The organism is Pantoea sp. BAV 3049 (assembly GCF_009765445.1).
GTDB lineage: Bacteria > Pseudomonadota > Gammaproteobacteria > Enterobacterales > Enterobacteriaceae > Erwinia.
On record NZ_WHOY01000031.1, the window covers coordinates 273,668 to 294,474 of the forward strand.

33 protein-coding genes are annotated in these 20,807 nt (G+C 56.4%); 1 reads left to right on the top strand and 32 read right to left on the bottom strand.

All coding sequences use genetic code 11. The features are described from left to right. The 24 genes from GSQ70_RS02025 to GSQ70_RS02140 form a co-directional block, all read right to left on the bottom strand. The coding region (locus tag GSQ70_RS02025) for a phage tail tape measure protein (protein ID WP_199257212.1) at positions 1–1,682 on the bottom strand (1,682 nt) is incomplete at its 3' end. Between the two features lie 140 nt (positions 1,683–1,822). Next, positions 1,823–2,215 carry a phage tail assembly protein gene (locus GSQ70_RS02030; RefSeq protein WP_233268231.1) on the bottom strand — a complete coding sequence of 131 codons (393 nt, stop codon included), beginning with the start codon at positions 2,213–2,215 and terminating at the stop codon, positions 1,823–1,825. Between the two features lie 2 nt (positions 2,216–2,217). Continuing rightward, a complete protein-coding gene (locus tag GSQ70_RS02035) occupies positions 2,218–2,595 on the bottom strand; it encodes a phage tail protein (RefSeq protein WP_158780707.1) in 378 nt (125 codons plus the stop codon). Positions 2,596–2,606: 11 nt separating this feature from the next. Then, positions 2,607–4,028, bottom strand: coding sequence for a phage tail sheath C-terminal domain-containing protein (locus GSQ70_RS02040; RefSeq protein WP_158780708.1), 1,422 nt, complete (start codon positions 4,026–4,028; stop codon positions 2,607–2,609). 3 nt (positions 4,029–4,031) lie between these two features. Beyond that, positions 4,032–4,262: a hypothetical protein gene (locus GSQ70_RS02045; protein ID WP_158780709.1), complete on the bottom strand. Its 231-nt coding sequence runs from the start codon at positions 4,260–4,262 to the stop codon at positions 4,032–4,034. Continuing rightward, positions 4,259–4,903: a phage protein Gp37 gene (locus tag GSQ70_RS02050; RefSeq protein WP_158780710.1), complete on the bottom strand. Its 645-nt coding sequence runs from the start codon at positions 4,901–4,903 to the stop codon at positions 4,259–4,261. Before GSQ70_RS02050 ends, GSQ70_RS02045 begins: the two co-directional genes overlap by 4 nt. Beyond that, positions 4,903–5,343: a gp436 family protein gene (locus tag GSQ70_RS02055; RefSeq protein ID WP_158780711.1), complete on the bottom strand. Its 441-nt coding sequence runs from the start codon at positions 5,341–5,343 to the stop codon at positions 4,903–4,905. The genes GSQ70_RS02050 and GSQ70_RS02055 overlap by 1 nt, the downstream gene beginning before the upstream one ends. A 2-nt stretch (positions 5,344–5,345) precedes the next feature. After that, complete coding sequence (locus GSQ70_RS02060; protein ID WP_158780712.1) at positions 5,346–6,254, bottom strand: Mu-like prophage major head subunit gpT family protein; 909 nt, start codon at positions 6,252–6,254, stop codon at positions 5,346–5,348. Between the two features lie 17 nt (positions 6,255–6,271). After that, positions 6,272–6,703, bottom strand: a complete 432-nt coding sequence (locus GSQ70_RS02065) for a hypothetical protein (protein WP_158780713.1) — start codon at positions 6,701–6,703, stop codon at positions 6,272–6,274. Then, complete coding sequence (locus GSQ70_RS02070) at positions 6,700–7,782, bottom strand: phage protease (protein WP_158780714.1); 1,083 nt, start codon at positions 7,780–7,782, stop codon at positions 6,700–6,702. Before GSQ70_RS02070 ends, GSQ70_RS02065 begins: the two co-directional genes overlap by 4 nt. Positions 7,783–8,028: 246 nt before the next feature. Next, a complete protein-coding gene (locus GSQ70_RS02075; protein WP_158780715.1) occupies positions 8,029–8,514 on the bottom strand; it encodes a phage virion morphogenesis protein in 486 nt (161 codons plus the stop codon). Next, entirely contained in the window at positions 8,504–9,766 is a 1,263-nt protein-coding gene (locus tag GSQ70_RS02080; protein WP_158780716.1) for a phage minor head protein, read from the bottom strand. Before GSQ70_RS02080 ends, GSQ70_RS02075 begins: the two co-directional genes overlap by 11 nt. Next, complete coding sequence (locus GSQ70_RS02085) at positions 9,759–11,318, bottom strand: DUF935 domain-containing protein (protein WP_158780717.1); 1,560 nt, start codon at positions 11,316–11,318, stop codon at positions 9,759–9,761. Before GSQ70_RS02085 ends, GSQ70_RS02080 begins: the two co-directional genes overlap by 8 nt. Continuing rightward, the gene (gene terL / locus GSQ70_RS02090; RefSeq protein ID WP_158780718.1) at positions 11,318–12,991 is read right to left on the bottom strand and encodes a phage terminase large subunit; all 1,674 of its coding nucleotides are present in this window, start codon (positions 12,989–12,991) and stop codon (positions 11,318–11,320) included. Before terL ends, GSQ70_RS02085 begins: the two co-directional genes overlap by 1 nt. A gap of 2 nt (positions 12,992–12,993) precedes the next feature. Beyond that, positions 12,994–13,230: a hypothetical protein gene (locus GSQ70_RS02095; RefSeq protein WP_158780719.1), complete on the bottom strand. Its 237-nt coding sequence runs from the start codon at positions 13,228–13,230 to the stop codon at positions 12,994–12,996. Next, positions 13,223–13,744 (bottom strand): DUF1804 family protein, encoded by a 522-nt coding sequence (locus GSQ70_RS02100; protein ID WP_158780720.1) that lies wholly within the window; start codon positions 13,742–13,744, stop codon positions 13,223–13,225. The genes GSQ70_RS02095 and GSQ70_RS02100 overlap by 8 nt, the downstream gene beginning before the upstream one ends. Next, the gene (locus GSQ70_RS02105; RefSeq protein ID WP_158780721.1) at positions 13,744–14,001 is read right to left on the bottom strand and encodes a hypothetical protein; all 258 of its coding nucleotides are present in this window, start codon (positions 13,999–14,001) and stop codon (positions 13,744–13,746) included. Before GSQ70_RS02105 ends, GSQ70_RS02100 begins: the two co-directional genes overlap by 1 nt. 3 nt (positions 14,002–14,004) lie before the next feature. After that, positions 14,005–14,226 (bottom strand): hypothetical protein, encoded by a 222-nt coding sequence (locus GSQ70_RS02110; protein WP_158780722.1) that lies wholly within the window; start codon positions 14,224–14,226, stop codon positions 14,005–14,007. Continuing rightward, positions 14,192–14,677, bottom strand: coding sequence for a hypothetical protein (locus GSQ70_RS02115; protein WP_158780723.1), 486 nt, complete (start codon positions 14,675–14,677; stop codon positions 14,192–14,194). Before GSQ70_RS02115 ends, GSQ70_RS02110 begins: the two co-directional genes overlap by 35 nt. Next, a complete protein-coding gene (locus GSQ70_RS02120; protein WP_233268232.1) occupies positions 14,658–14,933 on the bottom strand; it encodes a hypothetical protein in 276 nt (91 codons plus the stop codon). Before GSQ70_RS02120 ends, GSQ70_RS02115 begins: the two co-directional genes overlap by 20 nt. A 20-nt stretch (positions 14,934–14,953) precedes the next feature. Further along, positions 14,954–15,160, bottom strand: a complete 207-nt coding sequence (locus GSQ70_RS02125; RefSeq protein ID WP_158780725.1) for a hypothetical protein — start codon at positions 15,158–15,160, stop codon at positions 14,954–14,956. Then, on the bottom strand, positions 15,157–15,618 hold the full coding sequence (locus tag GSQ70_RS02130) for a lysozyme (protein WP_158780726.1): 462 nt from the start codon (positions 15,616–15,618) through the stop codon (positions 15,157–15,159). The genes GSQ70_RS02125 and GSQ70_RS02130 overlap by 4 nt, the downstream gene beginning before the upstream one ends. An 84-nt stretch (positions 15,619–15,702) precedes the next feature. Beyond that, on the bottom strand, positions 15,703–16,149 hold the full coding sequence (locus GSQ70_RS02135) for a Mor transcription activator family protein (RefSeq protein ID WP_158780727.1): 447 nt from the start codon (positions 16,147–16,149) through the stop codon (positions 15,703–15,705). After that, positions 16,149–16,547: a gp16 family protein gene (locus GSQ70_RS02140; RefSeq protein ID WP_158780728.1), complete on the bottom strand. Its 399-nt coding sequence runs from the start codon at positions 16,545–16,547 to the stop codon at positions 16,149–16,151. Before GSQ70_RS02140 ends, GSQ70_RS02135 begins: the two co-directional genes overlap by 1 nt. A gap of 431 nt (positions 16,548–16,978) precedes the next feature. Here GSQ70_RS02140 and GSQ70_RS02145 point away from each other — a divergent pair, with 431 nt between their 5' ends. Next, positions 16,979–17,464 carry a hypothetical protein gene (locus GSQ70_RS02145; RefSeq protein WP_158780729.1) on the top strand — a complete coding sequence of 162 codons (486 nt, stop codon included), beginning with the start codon at positions 16,979–16,981 and terminating at the stop codon, positions 17,462–17,464. A gap of 47 nt (positions 17,465–17,511) precedes the next feature. Here GSQ70_RS02145 and GSQ70_RS02150 read toward each other — a convergent pair whose 3' ends face one another. From GSQ70_RS02150 to GSQ70_RS02185, 8 genes are all read right to left on the bottom strand, one after another. Continuing rightward, positions 17,512–17,805 carry a hypothetical protein gene (locus GSQ70_RS02150; RefSeq protein WP_158780730.1) on the bottom strand — a complete coding sequence of 98 codons (294 nt, stop codon included), beginning with the start codon at positions 17,803–17,805 and terminating at the stop codon, positions 17,512–17,514. Positions 17,806–17,807: 2 nt separating this feature from the next. Beyond that, positions 17,808–18,278 (bottom strand): DUF4406 domain-containing protein, encoded by a 471-nt coding sequence (locus GSQ70_RS02155; RefSeq protein WP_158780731.1) that lies wholly within the window; start codon positions 18,276–18,278, stop codon positions 17,808–17,810. Then, the gene (locus tag GSQ70_RS02160) at positions 18,275–18,493 is read right to left on the bottom strand and encodes a hypothetical protein (protein WP_158780732.1); all 219 of its coding nucleotides are present in this window, start codon (positions 18,491–18,493) and stop codon (positions 18,275–18,277) included. The genes GSQ70_RS02155 and GSQ70_RS02160 overlap by 4 nt, the downstream gene beginning before the upstream one ends. Next, complete coding sequence (locus GSQ70_RS02165) at positions 18,468–18,932, bottom strand: hypothetical protein (RefSeq protein ID WP_158780733.1); 465 nt, start codon at positions 18,930–18,932, stop codon at positions 18,468–18,470. Before GSQ70_RS02165 ends, GSQ70_RS02160 begins: the two co-directional genes overlap by 26 nt. Further along, a complete protein-coding gene (locus tag GSQ70_RS02170) occupies positions 18,929–19,645 on the bottom strand; it encodes a hypothetical protein (protein WP_158780734.1) in 717 nt (238 codons plus the stop codon). The genes GSQ70_RS02165 and GSQ70_RS02170 overlap by 4 nt, the downstream gene beginning before the upstream one ends. 123 nt (positions 19,646–19,768) lie before the next feature. Beyond that, positions 19,769–19,960: a hypothetical protein gene (locus GSQ70_RS02175; protein WP_158780735.1), complete on the bottom strand. Its 192-nt coding sequence runs from the start codon at positions 19,958–19,960 to the stop codon at positions 19,769–19,771. Beyond that, positions 19,947–20,174, bottom strand: a complete 228-nt coding sequence (locus GSQ70_RS02180; protein ID WP_158780736.1) for an ANR family transcriptional regulator — start codon at positions 20,172–20,174, stop codon at positions 19,947–19,949. Before GSQ70_RS02180 ends, GSQ70_RS02175 begins: the two co-directional genes overlap by 14 nt. 1 nt (position 20,175) lies before the next feature. After that, positions 20,176–20,805: a DUF3164 family protein gene (locus tag GSQ70_RS02185; protein WP_158780737.1), complete on the bottom strand. Its 630-nt coding sequence runs from the start codon at positions 20,803–20,805 to the stop codon at positions 20,176–20,178. Positions 20,806–20,807: the final 2 nt, after the last annotated feature.

A 20,807-nucleotide genomic window follows, 5' to 3' on the forward strand; every position in this document is an offset into this window, starting at 1 on the left:
TCCGACAATTCAGGAAATTTTTTCTCAAGGTCAGCCAGATCGTTCATAAGACCACCCCAGACACCTGTGGCCCCCTTGAGCGCATTGTCACTGGTCAGTTCAGTGTTGTATTTGGCCCGATCCATTTTCCACTGCGCCCCGTCTGCTACCGTTTTAAAGTCCAGGTCAGCGGAGCGCTGACCATCAGGCAGGCTGAACTGGTTAACGCCTTCATTAACCTGCCTATTGAAGAAATCTCGGTTACGGTCAAAGTTGATATAAGCATTGCGGGCCTGCTGATTGGGGAACAGTTGTGAAATGTGCTGACCGTGTATCTGTGAAATCTGCGCGTTGAGGCTTTCACGCTCCTGATCTGAGCTGGCGTTGCCGAGTTGCCTCTGCAGACGACGATAAGTAGGGTCGGTGTCATCCATTTTTCCGACGATCCCAGTAATGGTATCAAGCGCAGTTTTGCCGTGAGCCAGGTCATGCCGCATCATGCTGCGAATATCCAGACCCTTGCCATTGATTTTGATGCGCTTTCCATTATTAGTAAGGTTATTAGAGGTAAGCTCAGCAAGGAAATCATTGGCATTCGTGGCCGCATCCTGTGGATCTTTCGCACCAATAGCTGACGCCTCAAAAAAAGCTGCCAGCTGAGAAAATCCCCGATTCCCGTAAAAGCCAGCCGACTTACCCGCCTCCAGACCGCGAGGCATCTCACGCGCCAGCTCCGGCACATCAATACGTCCGTGCTGCGCCATCGTGGTCAGAACGCTCAGCGCAGCCGGAGCATCTTTATCGCTCAGACCGAAGTTAACAGCGCTGGCCTGCGTGTTAGCTACAGATGCCGCGTCTGCGCCAGTGGCTACCGCATTTCGCAGCACATAAGGCAGAAATTTATAAGCCTGATCCCTGCTGACCACTCCGGATCGCATCATCGTTTCCATCCCGGAAAATGCTTCGTCGGGGCTTGCCCCACTAACATCAACAGAGTGACTGATAACCTGATTAATGCGTTCCATTCCGGCTTTACGTCCAGCAAAATCACTGTTGCTGTAAGCAAAATTTGCCTGCCTGCGCAGTTCCGCGTCATACGACGCCGCGTCAGTCACTGGCTTACGAAGGGCCATCCCCACACCAGCCACGGCACCACCAATCATACCCATTGCCCTGAACGCACCAGCCATACGGCCCTGCGTGCGCTCTGTCTCACCCAATTCCTGACGCAGCTTGCTGACGGTCGCGGTCATCTGCTCATAGGCACGTTTCTGTTCGCCCACAGACAGAGTGCCGGAGCGCTCAAGGCGATTATAAGCGGCGATGGTTTTAGCAATTTCCCGCTGAACGGATTGTTCACTGCGGATACCGAGGGCGGCGTAGGCTTCGCGGGCCGGGTTGCGGCTGATACGCTCCTGCTGTTGTGCCATCATCCCCATTTCACGGTTCAGACGGTCAATTGTGGAGGTCATTTTATCAAATGCGCGGGTCTGTTCAGTGGCAGATAACTTACCTGAATTGGCAAGGCGCAGGTAAGCTGCAGCTGTACGATCAATCTCACGCTGAATAGATCGCTCACTGCGGATACCCAGCTGCTCACGCGCCTGTTGCATGCGTTGCGTTTCAGTACGAATGCGACTGATTGCGGCGGAGGCATTATCCTTAACGCCAATGCCAATTTGCGTTTCAAAGGGGCCAGCCATGCGTTATTTCCTGCGTTTACGGGGAGATTTTCGTTTTTTGCGTCGGGTACTGACATAAGAAACCCCTTCACCGCGCTGTTTCTTATGCCAGGCTTTAGGATTCTCGATGCGGAACACCGCATCAAGGCGGCAGGCCAGCTCTACAGCACTCCAGGAGCGGACTTCAGATTCTGGATATCCGTACTTACTGAGCCTGACACAGGCATAACGGAATTCCTGTCGCTTTCTGCCAGCTCTTTCCTCTTTTTTTTCAGCTCATCATTCGCTTTAGTGATCAGGCTGTAATCACTGCTGATGAGGTTGTCACGGAGCAAATTGTACGTGATCGCCTCTTTTGGGATAGTGCCAAGCGATTCCAGGCAGGTTGCGATAAGTGCCACCCGAAAACCGCTGTCCGGTACGCTCTCGTCTTCGGCCACGTCGATTTCATCGCCCACGGTGGGCAGGCGCAGGGTGAAGTCCTGGTGCAGTTTGCCTTCATGCTCCACGCCAATTTCCAGCGTGCCACTGATGGTTTTGGTGTTTCCGGTCATCATTATTCCTCAATGCAGTTAAGGGCAAAGCCAGCGATGCTGATGCGGGCCTCATTGTCCACGTTGTACTGGCGACCCACGGTCTGAACCGTAAAGTTCTGATAGGTGGTGGTCAGGCCGCCGCTGGCGGTGTCTTCCGGGTAAATGGTCAGCTTGGCGTCGGTGATGTTCTCCCACACGAGGGTGCCGGTCTTGGGGATCACCGCCTCCAGCGTCAGGTTGTAGGTCGCAATGCCGTTAACATGACCCTTAGCTCGTCCGGTGGAGTTCATGGTTTTCACCAGCTTGCGCCCGGTGTCCACGCTCGGGCTGACCTGCGTAATCTCAATCTCGGTGCCATCGACCTCAAGGACAATTGGCCCGACGTATACGTCACTCATTGGTACTCTCCTTAATACAGGGCCACGGTGCCGGTCAGGATATGCAGACCGCGAACCACCGGAGCCGGAATAAGTGCATCGGCGCGGGTGTCGTCCTGCGCGTTGCGCGTGACCTTCACCTGGTCTTTGTAGGTGTCGATGTTCTCCACCATCTCCAGCGTTTCCAGCGCATAGAGCACGTCCAGCGTCTCCGAACGAATGCGGGTCAGCCTGGCGTCGGTCAGCTTGCCGCCGTTCGGGAAGCGCTTCGCAATGCGGGCACGCCACGTCTTGCGGATGTAGTCCAGCGTGCGGATGGTGGTAATGTCCAGCAGGGTGGCATCCTCAATCCCCGTGCTGTCCTTGATGTAGGTACTGATGGCCCGCACCAGCTGCACCTTGTTATTCACCACCTCAAACGGTGTCAGGCCGTTGTGCAACGCCTTCTCCATCTCGGTGCCCATCGGCCAGTCGGCCTGCAAAGTGACGTCCAGCCCGGTCAGCGCGGTGTTATCCATCGGCTCAGAGGGGTCGTCCTGTGCGGCAATAACGGCGGCATAGACCGCTGCCAGCACGCCATTCGGCAGAACGGAGCCGTGATGCCACCCCGTGGTGATGCGGTAGGCGTTGGTGTTCCCGGTCAGCGTAATGCCGCTGGCCAGCGTACCGTTCCAGCCCGTGACGCCCATAGCACCACGCTGCTCGGTGGGGCCGGAGACCGAATCAATGTGCGTGGCCAGCGCGGTAAGCGCGTCCTGCGATGAATACGGGATCGCAATCAGCGTGTGACCGGCGCTGAAAATGGCGGAGAGCGCGTCCGAAATATCCGGATCGCCCGCGCCGCCCGTCAGCGGACTCAGTTCACCCGTCACGCCGCTGGCGGTGATGGTCAGCGTGAGGCTGATTTCATTACCGCAGGCTCCCTTATTCATGGCGGTAAAGACCAGGCCGGTCTGCTTTTCAGCCACGCGGTCGAGGGTCGCCAGCAGCGGCAGGCCACCCTTCGCGGCAAGGGCGGCGTGCAGGTCGGCCATCAGGGTGTCGCCGGTCGCGCCGGACTTCACCGCAATGGAAACAGTGGTGCCACCCACGCGCAGGCTGACCTGGCCGGAACCGGTCGCAGGGCCGTTCAGCACCAGCGAACCCTTAGCCGCCACGCCCGCGCTGTCATCATCCAGCGCACACACGGCCAGCTGCAGGTTGCTGTTGGCCGCAATGGCGGCAGTGGCCATCAGGTGGGCCTGTGAGCCACGCCCGAAGTACACCGCCGCTTCCTCGCTTGTATAAATATCGGTCGGCGTCAGCGCGGCCACGGTGCCGGTACTCAGGCGCTGCGCCAGGATAACCAGATACTGGTCATCGGTGGCCAGCGCCCGACCGGCATTGGTAAAGTCATACCGGACGTAGGTTCCCGGCACGCGGGTGGTGGTGGAAATGCTGTCGGTATCTGCCACGGATCAGCCCTCCTTTTTGGTGGTGGTATCGGCGGCTTTATCTGCCACCGACGCGGCTGCTTTTACTGCCGGTGCGGCTTCTTTTGCCGGGACAAGCTGCAGGTCGCCGTCGCGCATGCGGCGACGGTAATAGGTGGTCAGCTCCACCTCGACTGACGCGCTGTCGGTGATGTAGCGGCGGCTGTCATTTTCCAGCGGCACGCGCACTCCCTTACGGGCAATCACTGAGGTCATATTTTTTTCTCCGTTGTGACGGTTGCGGTAACTGACGCGCCGGATGGCGTGGTGATGGTGCCTGTAGTGACATCGTGAGCAGGCGCGGCATCCTCAAGGCGACCCTCCCATCGCACAAAGTCGTAATCAGGATCGCTTTCGCTGTCCGGGGCAACGGGCCAGTGGCGGTTCTCCAGGGTGTCCTCGTACCACAGCGTGTCAAAGAGGCACTCGTACATGGCAACAGCCTGCTCGCTGAATACCTTGTTGGTCACCATTTTTACCGTGGCGGGGCGAAGGTTGCCGATATCCAGCCCCAAATCCTGACCGGACAGCAGGCGGCGAACGGCACGGACAAGCCGGTAACAACCCGGCTCATCCAGATTGATGCCGCCATGACGCACGCTCTCGTTGTCGCGCAGGTTATAGTCCGCCACGTATACCGCGAACCGGGCCGCTACCTTAAAGCGGGTGCGGCGGGTGTCGTGCGGCTGGCTGGAGGTAATGCCGGTAAAGGTCACGAACGCGCCCGGCAGACAGCCCAGGATCACGCCGATGTCATCCGTCATGACGTCCCAGCTGACCACGTCTGCAACCATACCTCCCAGACCTTCACGCAGCCGCTCACACATTGCGGATTCAACCGCCGTAATGGTGACCATCAGTAGCAACCTCCCTGCGTGCGGTCGCGGCTCCACAAATCCTCACCGCCGGAGTAAAACGCCACGTCCGGGGAGGATGAATCAACCGAACCGCCGTTTTCAGGGTTGCTGCCTATGCTGACCTTTCCGTTAGCGACCTGCTTCAACCAGCTCATGGCATCCTCATAGCGCAGGCGAATTTCCTCAGTACAGGTGCGTTCGGTGCCGGTCAGCAGGTAGCGGGCAATATCGCAGCAGTAATCCCGCAGCGCGTCAGGAATATCACGTAACGGCAAGGTATAACGCGCACCTATCCAGGCATCAATGCGGTTACTGGCGGAGTTCAGGTGGTAAGCAATGCGATCATCATCCGCCTCTGCCTTGCCCCGCGCCGCCGTAACACTCACCGCGTCACGCGAGGTAAAATAGGCTTTGTAGTTATCCGGCGTGGCGTAACTCATGGCTACGCCCCCGCGCCCGTTGAGCCATAGGCCATCTGCCAGTAACCAAACGCCGCCGCGCCGCGTCCCTCAACGCCGTACTTGTATTCAGCGCGCATGAAAACATCGTCTGAATCCATAGTGGTCTGGGAGACAAAGGTGGGTGTTTCGCGATCCTGGTAAATCAGCGGCTTCAGTACCTGAGTGGTATCGAGCAGGAACCAGGCCGTGTCAGAGGTCAGGTGTTGCACCACCAGTACCTCAGCGGCCCCCTTGTAAAGGTTGGGCTTGCCATCTTCCAGCCTGTCGGTGGTGACCAGTGTTTTAGCCACATCCTCCAGCGCGGGCGGAACAACCAGCAAATCCGGTCGCAGGTTGAGCGGGCGATTATGACGGTCTTTCAGCTTTTTCATCTGCGTGCGGGCAGCGCCGAATGAGGCTTTGGCCTCAGTCTGCGTGGCGACAGACAGAGGGGCTTTACCCATGTTGCTGTAGGTCGTGTCGCCCATTTTGTGCTTGTCGCTGATAAAAGGCAGGCCATCATAGCCTTTGGCGGTAAAGGCTTTATCAAGCAGCTCAAAGACCAGTTCATCCGGCCACATGGTGGCACTGTCGCCCGCACCGGATGCCTGAATGCCGTAAATCCCCAACTGGTCATCCTTGATGTGGTTACGTTTAACGACAACCGTTGCCTCAAAGTCCCGGTTAGGCACGACAAAATCGTGTTCAAGCAGTTTGGTCAGCTGCTTTTCACCGATCCATTCACGCATTTTCGGGAACATCTCAAGCCAGGCGTAGAAGTTGGCCGCGCCGGTTGAGGGGATGCGGGTTGCCACGCGCTGCCAGTTCGGCGTGCTTAACTTCAGACCATTTTGAAATGATTTCTTCAGGTTCAGAAACAGCAGCCTGAGGTTAGCCGTATTAATATCCATAATATTTTCCTTTTAACTCAGTAAATCCAGACGCCATCACTTTCGATCAGGATGATGCTTCCGGCTTTAGCGTGGGAGGCTTTAACGGCGGGCGTATCACCATCCGCTGCTGCGCTGCCGTCTGTAGCCGTCACGGTCTGATTGTCGAGGATGTAAGCCCGATCAAGCAGGTTGGTCTGGGTGATCGTGCCATCCGAGGCCCACTTGAATGCTTTATTGGCGCGGACGTTGATAAACTGCGCCCCGTTTTCTCCCGCCGAGTTATCAACAGATTCATCTGCGCATCCCGCGTATTTCAGCGTGGCGTCTGCCTTGCCGTTTACGGCGTAACCCTCACTGTTAACGCAGACGATAGCGCCCATTGGGATGCTCTCACCCTTGGCAACGGGGAGCGGCACAAGGATGCAGTCACGAAACGGGGTATCGCGGGGGGCTGTAATGGCCGTCATTCATCACCTCCAAAAAGGTCTTCAGGTGTGTTACCGAACATGCTGCACAGGGCAATCTGCTGCGCATCCAGTTGAGGGGCTTGTTTGTCTTTCGCATCCAGAGACATGCCGCTCGTCTGCATCTGCGACAGCGCCCGGATGGGCCTGCGGGAACCGATCATCTTTTCCATCAGGGCATAATCCTTTTGACCCAGTTCGCGCATGGTGTCTTCGTCGGCCCCTTTGAGTACGCGCCCGTCGCTGAGCGCGGCGGTGAGCAGGGTTTCCACCCTGTCGCCCTGAACCTGAGAGGACAGCGCGGCCAGCTCGTTGCGTACCTCATCCAGCACGGCCACCGGCACATACTTCGCCGGGTCGGGTGCGCCGGACTGCTGCTGTGAAAGCGCAGCGATTTTGCTCTGACCCTCCTGAATGGACTGGTCTTTCTGCTGCAGCTGCGCGTTGTGCGCCTCAATCAGCGCGGGTACGCTTGAACAGTCAGCCGTTTTAAGCGCACCGTTTTGCAGCGCCTCTGTTGCGGCCAGAATGGCGTTTTCATCCGCCTTATTGTCCAGGCCCATAATGGCGCACAGGGCAAGGCGCAGGTTTTCATTCATGGGGTGTTCTCCGTTATCAAAAAACATGAGTGACGCAGCGACCTGCCGCATCCCGTCGAGTACCGGCATGTTGGTGAGCGCGGCATTAACCAGCTCCCGCACGTTCCCTTTTTCGTCATAGCGAAAGGTGGGTGACACATAGCGATATTCATCTGCCTGAATCAGCGAGGCGGCGCGTTCCGTCCACTTCACGTCTGCAAAAAGCCCCTGACCCTCCACCCAGCTGAGTGATTTAAACCACCCGGAGGCAGGCACCGGCCCGGTGGCTCTGGGGGCATTCAGTGACTGGTGCTCATAGTCAAACTGGTAATCGTTTTTGCGCCGCGCCGCTTCATCAATGAGGCTCTGCGCCAGCGCGGCATCCATGTACCAGCGCTGGCCACCCTTCGGCGAACCGAACCAGCCAGCAGGAAAAAGCTGTATCCGGGCGCTGTCGCTGGTTTTGTCGATGGCCGAAACGGAGGCCGTGGCAAGTTTCCACATCGGGGATCGCATCCTTAAATCCGTCAGAATGACAGCAGGATAACGGGAGGGTGAGTGGCGAATAAGTGACAGGGGTGAGACGGGTAATCAGGGAGGGACAGAAGAAAAACAACGTTAACGAATGGGAGTGAGGGAGCGCAACCCCGTTTAAAACCCGTTTAAATCGCGTCAGATTGCGATAAATGTGTGAAGGGGTACAACGTTACCACATTCCCGGCGATAACGCCGCAGCGGGGCGCTGAGGCGTCAGTCCTGGTTTCCGTTGATGTGGCCAATAATGGCCTCGCGTATCAGCGCGTAATCCTCATCCGTCAGGCTGAGGAACGGTCGGGCATCAATCTTTGAGCCGGGATGGTTTACCTTACCGGCAAAGCGCCCGTTAAAATACAGCGCCTTTTTGTTGCGGGGGCGGATAACGTGGGGGCGGGTCTGGCCACCCATCTGGTGGATGCGGGCATAAACAACGTTTGTCCCGACCACGGCGCGGTCGTTGTCGCTCCACGGCTGAATGGAATTATGCAGCCGCCCGGTCAGCTGCAGGGGCTTACCGTCGCGATACTTCAGTTCCTTCCAGGCGGGACGGCCACCCTGCACAAAGTTCTCATCGACCGCGTCCATCATGATCCCGGCAATTCTGGTCATCAGCGGTTCGCGGCGCTTCACGCGGTTTTCCAGCTCGTCCAGCCAGTGCTGCAGGTCATCCGGGAACGTCAGTTCAATGTCAGGCTCCATCGGCCACCTCCGCCAGTGCGCCATCAATTACCTCACCAGCCGCATCGGTATCTGCCCATGCCCGCACCCCGGCAATGCTGAACCCGTCCGATCCACGCCGCAATACCACCACCTCCCGGCGTGGGTTGTCAGGGGTGACGAGGTGAAGCTCTTCCCCACGCAGCAGCACCGCCTGCGGGCGCAGCAGCAGCGAGACCAGGCGCGGCCATAACGCCTTTCCGGCATCGCGATGCGCCAGAAACACTTCCGCGCTGAGAGTGATCACCGGCGAAGGCAGGTTGCCGTCAGCGGACAGCATGGCCAGCACGTGCGGCGAAATCGCACCGGCGCGACGAAAGTCACCTTTTGAGGCGGCGGTGAGTCCCCTGGTCCAGTTATCAAGGCTCCGGTTCATCTCAGAGACCAGCCGGTTATTATTGCCCAGCGTTTCCCGCACGGCCTGCGCGGCCAGTCGCGGCGCGGCGGTGGTGCCTTTTTCCAGCAGGCTCTGGCCGAGACCGGCAAGGTATCCCTGTCCGGGGTTGAGGTGGAACCCGGCATCGGGCGTCAGAAGCTGCCCGGTTTTGGGGTCGCGATAGGCCGTCACGGGGCGCATTTCACCCTGCAGGCCATACGGCTGCTGCACGGTGATCAGTCGCCCGGCGCTGGTCTCCAGCCCCAGCGGATGGCTGTCAAGCTGAGCCGCATTCAGCGCGCGTACCCAGCAGCGGCAGCGGTAGCCATTGGGCGGGTAGATGCTTTGCCAGATGGGATCGTCCCAGCGAAACACCCGGCCATTCAGCGCCGCATGCGTGGGACGCGTGCGGTTGTCCATTACCGCGTTATATTCAAAATAAGGCCGGTCGGCAACGTTGCGCATCTGCTGCTGCCAGCGGCCTGCGGCATAGGCTGACTGCACGTTGGTGCGAAAAATGGTATCAAGCCGGTACGGCATCAGCTTCTTACCTTCCAGCTCGCCATTTTCATCCGCTTTCAGACCGCGCCCCAGCCAGCCCTTGCGCTGCAGCAGCGGCTCCAGGTCGTCCTGAAACTGGCGAAGCGTCGAGCCGTTCCTGAGCACGTCCGTCAGCCCCTGGTGAATATCATTCAGCACGTCCAGTTTAGTGATGCCCGCCACGGTAAACTTCACCGCGTGGGCTTCATCCTTCATATCCTGCCAGCTTAAAGAGGGCGTCAGCCCCTTTGACTCAAAGTAGCTGATTGCCCGCTCAGGGGGCAGCGTCATGGCAAATCCGGCGCTTACGTCAGCCATGCTGTTGCCCCATGACGTCCGCCACAAAGATCGCCTGACCGACCAGCTCTCTCAGCGCGAAATCATCCATGCCGGGATAGCTTGCCGCCAGCAGCTCATACACGTCATCCGGCGTGCGGGCCGCTTTCACCCTGTCAATCAGCGGCCTCAGCATGGTCTCGGCGGCGGCGCTGGCCTGCGCGGCCAGCAGCTGCGGGGCGGCGTCAAGCTGAAGCTGCACGCCGTCAGCAGTCGTTTGCGGTGCGGATAAGGCCGCAAGGCGCATCTGCACGGCCTGCGACAGGGCGGCGTCACCCGGCAGCTGTCGCGTGATGGGCTTCAGTATCGTCTGGCCATCCTGCGGCAGCGGGATACCGCTTTTATCCGAAAGCCACTGCTCGGTGATGTTAAAACCCGTAGCCTGAGCCTTGATCACCACGTCCATCAGCACGCCAAGATCGACAGGTTCGCGCGTGTCAAATTCGAACCGGGGCGCACGCTCCGGGTTATAACGACCATTCAGCGCCAGGATGGGCCACAGTAGCTGATGCGTCAGCGTGTCGGCCACGGCCAGCGCATCACCCACAAGCAGATCGTGACGCACCTCGTTATGAATATTGCCCAGGGCATTCGTGGACGTTTTACCGTCAGCCTGGCTGGTCAGCGTGCCGCCAAGAATGACCTTTGACTGCACTTTTTCGCACCATTCCACCATGTTTAAAAAAGGCGCGGACTGACCGGATGCAGGCGAAACCAGGTCAATCGAGGCGGTATTGGGAATAATCCCGCCTCCCTCACGGGCCAGCCTGCGGATACCCTGCAGCAGCCGCAGCCGCTCCTTGTCCGTCATGGTCGAGTCATATTTACCGATGCGAAACGGCAGACCATACAGGTTCAGGAACTGCGCCCAGTCGCGGGCTGACAGGTTCTTGAAAAGGTATGTCCAGACCAGCACGCGGAAAAGCCCGCTCTGCGCAACCGGCCCGGATTTGGACTTGTGCTTATGTACAATCCAGCCCAGCGACTCCAGGACTTCACCGTCAGAACCACCCCGGTTAAGCCGTATATCATCCAGGTTAGCCTGTGGCATGGTAAAGACTCTCGCCTGGCGCTTATGAAAGGCGGCGGGCAGCCAGACGGCGCTTCTCAGTGGCCACTCCAGCTCAATACAGGCAAAGCCGTGGCCGATGGCGTCCAGCATGTCCATCATCATCTCGCGCAGGCCGGGAAGATTGCGCAGCCACCAGTCCGCCTCCGCTGCCACTTTCTTTTCAGCGTCCGTGGCATCAGGCGGTGGAGCAACCCGAAAAGGCAGCGTCAGCAGCGCACGCTTACGCTTGGCCATCTCCGCGAACAGATGGCCGTCGCGCTCCTCCATATCCCTGAAAAGGTCGCTCTGGGCCTGAATATCTCCCTGCTCGGCGGCGCTGAACAGCGCATAAACCCGGTTAACATCAAGCCCGGATGACGGGTGATCCGGCGTATCCATATACAAAAAATCATCGCCGTCACTCTGCATGGGGCGGGATTTATCACCGTTAAAAAGGCGTTTAAACGCACCTTTAATATCCATTACCATCCTCCCGAACCGAACCCACCAGACGTGGATTCGCCATATTCATCGTCGTCATCAGGTAACCGGTCATCACTGACGGCACTGATGGGAATAAATTCAAAATTGCCGACGCTTGTGGAGGCAATCGCCCACAGCATATGAAGGGCATCAGGGCCGTCATCATGCTCGGCCATTGGAAAGTGCTTAAGCTGCTCGATCAGCGTGGTCAGCAGGTGGTAAATGAGAATTCGCTCATTTTCCATAAATGGCTGCAGGGACTCGATGCGCCCGTGTTTGTCGGTGGTGGGGATGACCGAACGGGCCGGAACCGGCACGCCCTGCTTCAGCGACTCCTCGATAAGCGTTTCACGCAGAAAGTCCTGGAACTGCACCGACTCAAACGCCCAGGCCACGCAGCCAAATTCCTTCTGCAAACGGATAACGTCAGTAATAATCTTTTTGGGGCGACGCACCCGAATATCTGCCCGCACCACCTTGAGTACCTTCTTGATGCGGTGCCAGCCGCCAACCAGCAGGGCGCTGGGGTCATTGCCCCGCGAATTGTTTTTACCGAGCGAGGGGTCGCAGGCACCGAAATAAATCAAATCCGGCTCCAGCTCGCGCCACTCATGAATGCAGCCGTGAAAAATGGCGTTTTCGCCGCTGACCGGGTCATTCTGGTACTCCGCATCAAAGGCGCGTTTCCCCACGCGTACGCGGATAAGCATCAAGTCCAGCAGGGGGCGCGCAGTCCAGGACACGCGCGACCCTTTCAGCATCGCCTTCTGGTGGCGCTTATAAAACGCCTTCGCCGCCGCTTTGCCTTTCTCCCGCAGCACGGCTTCCCAGTCGTCCCACAGCTTGAGGTTCTCCGGCCACGCGAGGATTGCCTGGAAGCGCTTTGCGTTCCATGACGGGTTTTTCAGGGTGCGTGCCAGCACCGAGTCGTAGTGGAGGATTGAACCGACATAAATGATATCAAGCTTAATGCCCGCACCGCCCAGCGGTATGATCGTACTGTTCAGCCATCGCTCCAGCTTGTCTCGCTGCTTTGGCGTCACCACGTTTTCGTTATTTTCGAGATCGTCAAGGTGGACAAGATCGGGGCGGTATGCGCCGTGCTTGCGCCCGCGCAGGGCCTGCCCCTGACCGGCTGACTCAATTTTGATACCGCTGGCCGTCAGGATGCAGCCAATGCGCCAGACGCGACCCTGACCGCACGCCTCGGGATAATCCATCGCCAGTGCGCGGTTGTACATCAGCTCAGCCTTGATCGCCTCCAGCGACCCCGCCGCCTGCTCACCCGTCTCAAAAACAATGATGATGTATTTTTTCAGCTCCCGGACCACGCACCAGAGGTCAAACAGCTGCTGACTCAGGGTGGTTTTGGCCTCACCACGCGGCGCTGCTATCACCTCGTTCTCATCTTCATTACTGGTTACTACCTGCGGCAGGCGCTCAAAAAGATACTCATGCAGCAGGCTGGTCTCAGGATGGCGGACGTGATGAGGGAAGTAGGTATTGACGAAATAGCGAAACCCGTTCACCGGATCGCTGACCCGCTCCCGGCGCTCCCGGATGGCTTCCGGGCTGACATCCAGACCGGCGCTCTCATTCTCGATACGGGTGCGCAGATCCAGCTGGATCTGCTCAATGCGCTCACGAAACGATTTAAGGGAGGATTTAGACACGCTTACCCCTGCGCCCGATTGCCTGCTGCCAGAGCAGCCTCAATCTTCTCTAACAGATGAGATTTTGCCTGCCAGATGCTCTGGCCATAACCGGTATCTGTTTCGTGAGCTTCTCCGTCAGCGGTCTGCACCATGAGGTGATCACTTAAAATAAACACGCGCACGATGCTGTCAGCACGCACAGCATTACGGTCCGTCAGCTCTATGAACTGTCTAGCGGACTTAATTACTTCACCCATATTTTTTCTCCACGATTTGCTGGAACTCAGGCAGAACATCAAGGAAGCGCGCCATCAGTGCCGGATGTTTATCACTTAGAAACGCCGCGAACTCTTCCACCACGCCCGCCGCCACGATAAGTCGGTCGGTCTCAGGAAGGATGCGACGGCTTGCCGCCATCATTTTGTTAAAGCCGTCTGCCAGTCTGGCGAGGATTTCGCTGTACTTCTCTACGGGCAGCCCTTCGCCATCCGGGTGCGCCTCGCGCAACTGGCGCACGCGATTCATGGCAAGGCTCTGGTGCTCAAGCCACTCAACAAACAGGGCGCGGGCCGCTTCCTCCTGAGATCCACCTGAAAGACGCAAGGCGGCGCGGTGTTTGTCCCAGTCGTCGCCGCTATCCCGGTCATCCCTGCGCCAGCGCAGAACGGTGGCGATACTCACGCCATGCATCGGCCCCAGCACCTCCGGCGCGATGTTTTTACTGATGTAGTCACGACGAACGGCAGCGCGAACCTCTTTTGAATGCGCCATCAACGCCCCCCGCCGCCAATCAGGCGGTCGATACGCTCGGTGGTGCGCTCCATTGAGGACTTGATCTCCGAGAGCATCGCCATAATCTGCTCCTGATCGCGCACCGCATCAGACTTAAGCTGGTACAGCTCACGCATGCGGATATTCTCCCGTCGCAACTCTCCAATCGCACTGTGTAGTACCTTCAGCCAGAAGAGAAAAATTCCCGCCACAATCGTAGACACAATGGTCTGCCATACGTCTGCTACTGAACCCATCACTTACTCCTTGTTATCCGGCCAGAAAAACGCCTCCAGCGCTTTCAGCTTCGCCGCATTCGCCTGGCACCAGGCACCATAATCATTTGCATGCCGCAGCAGCGCGTCCGGGGGTAACCCCTTGCCGCCGCCCGCATACGCTGAGGGGGCTGGCGGCATGGTGGCCACCGTCACCATCTGTCGCGGTGGCTTAGCGTCCTGCACGATCACCGGCGCTGGCGTCACCACCACCGGCGTAGCCGAGGGCTTTTTCGTAGAGCTGCAGGCTGCGAGGGCCAAGCCCGTTAAAACCACAGCCACCGGCATTGCCCGCCGTTTTGTTATCATCACTGACCGCCTTTCCTATCTGAAGACCGAGCAGGGTACTTGCCTGCTGTAGTGCGTATTCTGAATTGGCCAGCTTAAGCGCCAGCTCGTCAGCCCGTTGCTGCTGTTGCTGTTCCCGCGAACGGGCATCCAGCAGGGCCTTATTGCTGGCCTGCGCCAGCTGCTGGCGCTCATCGGCACGGGACTTTTTCTCACCAGCCAGCGCGGAATCACCCGTCAGCTTTGCCGCCGCAAACCCGGACTGATAACCGCCGTGATGTAACCACCACCCGGCACCGCCGAGCGCCGCGCACACCAGAACGCCGGGTAAAAGTCGGGTTAACAGCCATTTAATCAGCGCCACGCTCATTATTTTTTCCTCCCTGCGGACCAGGCGGCACGTCATCATCCGTCTTGCGGTCGTGATACTTTTGCACCCCGGCATGCGCCACCCAGGCCGTCAGGTAGATCCCCGTCATCTCGACAACCTCACGCTCCCATCGCCAGGCGACAATAAGCACCACGGCAGAACTGACAATCAGGGCAAACAGCGTTGTTGCATCCGTGGTTGAAAGCTGCCCCTGACGGTTGGAGACCAGTTCCGGCAGTCGCTTCATAAAGCCCATAAGAATCACCCCACGCCACATCAGTAACGAGTCCGATCTAACAAATTAACCAGCAGCGTTCCCAACGCAGCGCCTACCATAAAAACGAGTAGCGCCAGCACAAACGAGCCTGCCCAGCTAATGCCCCGTGCCCAGTGGAAAAACAGCGCCCATACAAAACAAATTATTCCGGTTGTCATGATTTCGGGGGTGTAACGGTGATACCAGACTAAAAACACCTTGCTCATGCCGCAGCCTCCAGAAACAACGCTTTCTCAGCCGCACGGCGGCGGATCAGACCATCAAACGGGCTTCTGTTGATGTAGATCCAGCGGTCAAACTCTGCCGCCGCACCGGCATAATCACCGGCGTTAAGTTTTGCCAGCAGGGTGGAATGCTGCAGGGAGGTGGGGCCAAGGTTGTAAGTAAAACAGACCAGCGCATCGAACTGATTCTGGGTCAGCGGAACGGTAACGAGACGGCACACGGCCTGCTCATAATCCACCAGACCCTCACTGAACAGCGCATCAGCTTTGACCTGAGTGATGGTCATACCGCTGTGGATGTCCACGCCGTCAACCGGACGCGTCCAGCCCCAGCCGATTGTCCAGACGCCGCCATCATCCTGATAGGCACTCAGCCTGCAGCCTTCAAATTGCTTAATCAGCGCCTTGCCGCGCTCACTGGTTTTAAGGGAAAGAGACATAAAAAAACCCTCACTGATAATGTGAGGGTTATTGTGATCGCATCGGGCTGGCGGAGTGAGTGACAGGGGTGAGACGGGCAACCTTCAGAAAAGCCGCCCCTGCGTTTGTGGGGTCTGGTTGCGTCGCCGGTTAATCAGTTCCCACGCCCAGGTATTGGCAAAGCCATACTTTGGCGCAACCAGCGTCAGCGCCATGCGCAGCGACTCACCACTGTTAACCATATTATCCATTTCTGCATAAAAACAGCGGTTGCGCCACTCCCGCAGCGCAGCAGCGCACCGGGGGATCACCAGGGTATCCTCACCCCCAAAATGCTTAACCAGCAGCCGCGTATTTTCGTCACCAATCACCTCGCGTAACAGGGACAGGCGGCGCTCACCGGCACTGCGCGTGCCGCAGCCAATCGGGAACCGTGCACCACCGAACCGCCCGACCAGCTTTTGCGTGGCATCAAAGCCGATCACGTCCACAATCTGGCGGACGGTATCGGGCAGCAGATCTTCAAGATCTTCGAGTCTGAAGTCGCGCATTAAAGCCTCCCATGACGCTTCGCGTCAACAATGAGCGCCTGCATCAGCTTACGCACCTGAACATCATCCAGCCATTCGACGGGCTTTATCTCACCCAGCATGCGTTCAATTACGCCGTCAAGATAACCCCACGGTCTCCCGGCCTCGGCCAGCAGCGCCTCAATCTTACCGATCATGCCTTTGCGGCCCACGGCAACGGACGGGCGACGCCCGCGACCAGCAACCGACACAAAGCCCTGAGTGCGCATATAACGCACCACGCGCTCCAGCTCAGCATCCGTGCAGTCTTTGGCGCTGCGCCTGCCGGTTTCACGCGCCAGCACGTCACGATAGGTTTCATCGTCCCAGCCAAGGCGGGACTTACCGGTGTGGATAATGCGGATGAGGTTAGACTTCATAAAGCCCCCGACAGTTATTTACCCTTGCCCAACCATTCTGATAACTTCATGATTACAACAACCAACATGGCAATTAATAACGCACTCCCCCACAGGGGGTTGTGATGTTCAAACATCAGAACCACAGTGAAGCAACTAACAATAAGCTGCAGAATGAGTGATACCACCTCAGAACTCCCGTCAGATATGGAAACGAAAAAGGCCCCGCTGGGCGGGGCCTTTTAAGGCTGAAAAATACTTTTTTACGCTAAATGCGTGTAAGTATTGGATCACAACTTGCTGTGTAAATCAAATTTAAAAAACACACTTTTCCACAAACCTAGATGTAAATCAATGTAAGGATTACCTTACAAGTTAATCAAAATTCGTTGTGCATATGTTGATGTTACCTGTCTTTTTATGGAAGGGTCTTTTTTCACGGAATCCAACTTATGTTTAAAAAAATACTATTTATAGCAATAACCCAAGTCGCTATGGCCTTTTCTGCCCATGCTACTGATAGCGACATTATGGGTTCCGGTACAAGTCACTATTACTTCCTGGGTAAAATACACGAATGTCTTAAAAGGGAGTTGATTGGGGATATTGTCAATAAAAACGAGCGAGAACATATGGTTACCATCACCAGCAGAGAGTATATTTATAATAAAGCAAAAAACACACTAAAAAAAATTAAGCCGCAATACTTTGATGAAACATTAGATGTTTGGTTGAGGACCAGCGCACGTTATGAGGAGGGGATTGATTCCATAATAAGCATATCGGATAAAAGCGTAGATCTTATGGTGGATGAATGTAATCTCTTGATGCCTTATATACGGCTCAATATAGTCAAAAAACCTGAACAGGGTGACCTTGATGCTCCAGATGACGGAAACATGGATGATGCCTGGAAGTCATGGGAAGAAATTAAGTAGAATGAATAAGTTAGCCCCTTGATAAGGGGCTATTCTGATAATTAATTTCAGTCCTCCATACGTTCAGGCAACCGCATCCAGCCCACCACGTGCGCATCCTCTTCATCGTGATACCAGCCAACAAACGCACTACAGCTACTGATCACAATGGAGTCATCGCTTAACTGAGCCAGCACTTCAACATCATAGGGCGGCTCTTCATCAGTCTTGCGCCATTCCCACTGCTCCTGTATATCGCTGAAACTGACACTGACCAGCTGCCCACCCAAAATATCAGTTGCAGCGCTGACTGCTGGCTCCTGACCATCAGGAAAATCAACAATAAAAGTCATTCTGCTCATGTTTAATTCACCTCACTTTCTGGCGTCACAAAGGGTGGAAATGAACTCAGCCTGCCGTAATATTCAAGACACCCATGCCTTACTCTGTCACTTGTCACCGCCCGATATCTCGACGGCAACGCCATCACGCCCTTAACCGCCTCCAGCGACTCCCCGTAAAACATCAGACCCAGCTCACGCGCCCTCAGAGCCTCAGCCCGTGCGCCTTTGCTGTCCTCCCATCCATTCAGCAGATAGATGGCATCGGCCTGCCCAAGCATGGCCAGCGTCATCACCATGTACTGGCCATGCTGCAGGCCATCAGGAAACACGGCAGGATTAAGCACGATAAAATCCAGATCGCTCAGTTGCTTCTCAGCGCAATTAAACGCATCGCGATTAAAATAGGGCAGCCCCGTCATTGGCCCCGAAATAAAGATGACCGGACGACGATTAACGCCGCTGTTTTCGTTAACTTCAGCCTGATTACTCATACAAGTTTAAACCTCTTCTTATGCCGTTCCGCCGCCTGTTTCATCGCGGTCTGAGTGGATTTACGGTAAACACGGTGATTATGGTTATCCCAGCACTGCCAGCGGGCCACATCGGGCAAATCACGACGCTCTACTACCGTGCTGCCATCGTTAAGGTGATAGACCCGCTGCTCACCAGTGCCGTGATGCTCACAGCCCGTCACGCACAGGTACATGGTTGCCCTCCGCTATATGAGTGAGAGGGGAAACCAGCGTAAGCCCTTCAATTTTGCGGAAATGGCTCACCACTGTTTTGGCGGTGGGGAAAAATGTTTCCGTGATCTCGCGGGTTTTCTCTGTCAGATGGCGATTCTCCTTCCTGCGCAGGAAAGCCTTACCGCCGCGTTCCTTAGCGATGCTTCTCGCCACTCTTGCTGCTGGATTAACCATCTTCGTGCGTAAAAGAACCGCTGCCAAAGGCTGATAACCAGGATCATCCGGCTTACGGAAACCTAACAACGGATCACCATCAACCGTAAGGAGATAAGCGAGGTGCGTTTCATCGGTCTGGACTTTGGCGACCTCAACCCTGCTACCCTGATAATCAAAAGCAACGCGCACACCTGATTTAATGGCACTTTCAATACCAGCCCATCGCTGTTTTTCGATCGTCATTCTGCAATCTCCCCGCCAGCGGCCCGGATTGCCTCTTTCACAGAGGTTAGGTTCAGCCAGTGGCCATGCTGTACTGGCAGCATGACTGCTTTTCCGCCCTGGATGACGGAATAAAACCGCTCGGGTAGCATCACAACAAGCGGCTTACTTTCGCTGTTGAGGCGCAGCACCTCGGCGCGGCAGGCGTTCCACCCGACAGTTTCTGCCCATTTGGATAGCTGCTGAATCATCGCAGCAACGGCCTGCATACTGCCAAACTCAACATAATTGCGCGGGTCTTCATTCTGGTAACGTCCTCCAAAATGCGAAACCCAATCTCCGACAGTCCAATCATTTCGCTGCGTTGTTTTTTCATCTGGCACAGCAACCGGGGCGGCTGGTATTGGCTGGCGGTAAAGCGGAATATCCCTCCCAAAGCCGTGAGGTGTTTCCCACATGTCACCGTGGTTATGGCAAAAGGTCAGTTCTTCATCATCGCTATACGCAACAGGTGCCTGCTCCCGCAGCGCCGCCAGCTCGGTTTCTGCTTTTTGGCATGCTTCTCTGTGAATAGTTTGCAGCCTGGCACTTGCACACAATGATGCATCCAGTTCAGCAATCCTCGCCGCCTGGGCGTCAATATGGGCCTTGATCACGTCGCTATAATGTCGGTTAACGTAAGGCTCTATCTGGCTAAATGCATCGGTTAGTAGTAATTCTGCTGTAATTGGCATGCTGGCTCCTTACTTGAACGTTTGGTATCCATATTCACAAATACCCTCCAGATAAGTTTCAGGCGTAAGCAGTCCCCTGACGGTTTACGCCATATTTGAACGATGTTTAATTAAGTTTTAAATTCAGCCCGCAGGCTTCAGTGATTTAATATTGGCGAAATACGGCTCTACGTTAATTTCCACAATAGTGGATGATTCAAGGTCACGCGCAATATCAACGGTTTTGACCGCACGACCACCCCTGAGCATTGGACAGGGCTGGAAGATAAAGCACTTACCAACGGGATATTTCTGGTTAAACTCAGTGGCTTGCATAAGGTGCCCTCCTGGGGAGACCAGCCTTGTATAAACAGGTATCCTCACGCCCCTCAGCCCATGCACGATTAGGCTTATTACCGGGCAGCAGTGCGGCCTTACCCCATAACTTAGCCGCAAAGGCATGGTTGCCCATCCGCTCCTGCTGAGCCGCGTCACTGGCCAGCTGCACGTAACGATTGCCCTTACAGGCACTTGCCGGATTCATTGACATATCAGACCCCCGCCATATCTAAGGAAATTGGCTGGTACTGGTCACTGTCACCAATACGCTCATAAATACGGATATAGCTTTTACTGCTGACGACCTGCACGGCTTCCGCTAATGCATCCATCGCACGCAACCATCGCGGGTCGGTAATATCATGACGGCGCAGCTGCAGAACGCGCCCCGGATTGATCTCACCCTCTTTGTCGGTGGAAAACGCACGGTCAATGATGGCCAGCAACTCAGGTCTCGCGTCCTGCGTCCACTCAGCCACACAGGCATCGATCAGCTCTTTTGCAGCCTGGATACGCTCATCAAAAGCGATCCTGTCCTGCATGGCCCGCTGAACCTTATAGCGGCCATCGTAGGTATAAAGCGTCACATTGCCTTTTTTACCGCCAATAGTGGCCCCGTACTGCTCTGCCGAGAGGTCAACCAGCGCCTGAATATCAGCAAAGGTATCCTGCTTAAAATCACGCAGAGACTGACTCAGGGGAATGGCACGTTCAACAATGGCCCGCACCAGCGTATCGCGCTCTTTGTCCACCGGCTTTACCAGGCTTTCAGGCGTCAGTACGCCACGAGCATCTTTCCAGTAACCTGCGGGTACTACTGTTTCTTTAACTTCACTGGACATAA

Coding starts and splice junctions, on each gene's coding strand:
- GSQ70_RS02030 (WP_233268231.1), bottom strand. CDS start 2,215: ATGACCGGAAACACCAAAACCATCAGTGGCACGCTGGAAATTGGCGTG.
- GSQ70_RS02035 (WP_158780707.1), bottom strand. CDS start 2,595: ATGAGTGACGTATACGTCGGGCCAATTGTCCTTGAGGTCGATGGCACC.
- GSQ70_RS02045 (WP_158780709.1), bottom strand. CDS start 4,262: ATGACCTCAGTGATTGCCCGTAAGGGAGTGCGCGTGCCGCTGGAAAAT.
- GSQ70_RS02050 (WP_158780710.1), bottom strand. CDS start 4,903: ATGGTCACCATTACGGCGGTTGAATCCGCAATGTGTGAGCGGCTGCGT.
- GSQ70_RS02055 (WP_158780711.1), bottom strand. CDS start 5,343: ATGAGTTACGCCACGCCGGATAACTACAAAGCCTATTTTACCTCGCGT.
- GSQ70_RS02060 (WP_158780712.1), bottom strand. CDS start 6,254: ATGGATATTAATACGGCTAACCTCAGGCTGCTGTTTCTGAACCTGAAG.
- GSQ70_RS02065 (WP_158780713.1), bottom strand. CDS start 6,703: ATGACGGCCATTACAGCCCCCCGCGATACCCCGTTTCGTGACTGCATC.
- GSQ70_RS02070 (WP_158780714.1), bottom strand. CDS start 7,782: ATGTGGAAACTTGCCACGGCCTCCGTTTCGGCCATCGACAAAACCAGC.
- GSQ70_RS02075 (WP_158780715.1), bottom strand. CDS start 8,514: ATGGAGCCTGACATTGAACTGACGTTCCCGGATGACCTGCAGCACTGG.
- GSQ70_RS02080 (WP_158780716.1), bottom strand. CDS start 9,766: ATGGCTGACGTAAGCGCCGGATTTGCCATGACGCTGCCCCCTGAGCGG.
- GSQ70_RS02085 (WP_158780717.1), bottom strand. CDS start 11,318: ATGGATATTAAAGGTGCGTTTAAACGCCTTTTTAACGGTGATAAATCC.
- GSQ70_RS02095 (WP_158780719.1), bottom strand. CDS start 13,230: ATGGGTGAAGTAATTAAGTCCGCTAGACAGTTCATAGAGCTGACGGAC.
- GSQ70_RS02100 (WP_158780720.1), bottom strand. CDS start 13,744: ATGGCGCATTCAAAAGAGGTTCGCGCTGCCGTTCGTCGTGACTACATC.
- GSQ70_RS02105 (WP_158780721.1), bottom strand. CDS start 14,001: ATGGGTTCAGTAGCAGACGTATGGCAGACCATTGTGTCTACGATTGTG.
- GSQ70_RS02115 (WP_158780723.1), bottom strand. CDS start 14,677: ATGAGCGTGGCGCTGATTAAATGGCTGTTAACCCGACTTTTACCCGGC.
- GSQ70_RS02120 (WP_233268232.1), bottom strand. CDS start 14,933: ATGGGCTTTATGAAGCGACTGCCGGAACTGGTCTCCAACCGTCAGGGG.
- GSQ70_RS02125 (WP_158780725.1), bottom strand. CDS start 15,160: ATGAGCAAGGTGTTTTTAGTCTGGTATCACCGTTACACCCCCGAAATC.
- GSQ70_RS02130 (WP_158780726.1), bottom strand. CDS start 15,618: ATGTCTCTTTCCCTTAAAACCAGTGAGCGCGGCAAGGCGCTGATTAAG.
- GSQ70_RS02135 (WP_158780727.1), bottom strand. CDS start 16,149: ATGCGCGACTTCAGACTCGAAGATCTTGAAGATCTGCTGCCCGATACC.
- GSQ70_RS02140 (WP_158780728.1), bottom strand. CDS start 16,547: ATGAAGTCTAACCTCATCCGCATTATCCACACCGGTAAGTCCCGCCTT.
- GSQ70_RS02145 (WP_158780729.1), top strand. CDS start 16,979: ATGTTTAAAAAAATACTATTTATAGCAATAACCCAAGTCGCTATGGCC.
- GSQ70_RS02150 (WP_158780730.1), bottom strand. CDS start 17,805: ATGAGCAGAATGACTTTTATTGTTGATTTTCCTGATGGTCAGGAGCCA.
- GSQ70_RS02155 (WP_158780731.1), bottom strand. CDS start 18,278: ATGAGTAATCAGGCTGAAGTTAACGAAAACAGCGGCGTTAATCGTCGT.
- GSQ70_RS02160 (WP_158780732.1), bottom strand. CDS start 18,493: ATGTACCTGTGCGTGACGGGCTGTGAGCATCACGGCACTGGTGAGCAG.
- GSQ70_RS02165 (WP_158780733.1), bottom strand. CDS start 18,932: ATGACGATCGAAAAACAGCGATGGGCTGGTATTGAAAGTGCCATTAAA.
- GSQ70_RS02170 (WP_158780734.1), bottom strand. CDS start 19,645: ATGCCAATTACAGCAGAATTACTACTAACCGATGCATTTAGCCAGATA.
- GSQ70_RS02175 (WP_158780735.1), bottom strand. CDS start 19,960: ATGCAAGCCACTGAGTTTAACCAGAAATATCCCGTTGGTAAGTGCTTT.
- GSQ70_RS02180 (WP_158780736.1), bottom strand. CDS start 20,174: ATGTCAATGAATCCGGCAAGTGCCTGTAAGGGCAATCGTTACGTGCAG.
- GSQ70_RS02185 (WP_158780737.1), bottom strand. CDS start 20,805: ATGTCCAGTGAAGTTAAAGAAACAGTAGTACCCGCAGGTTACTGGAAA.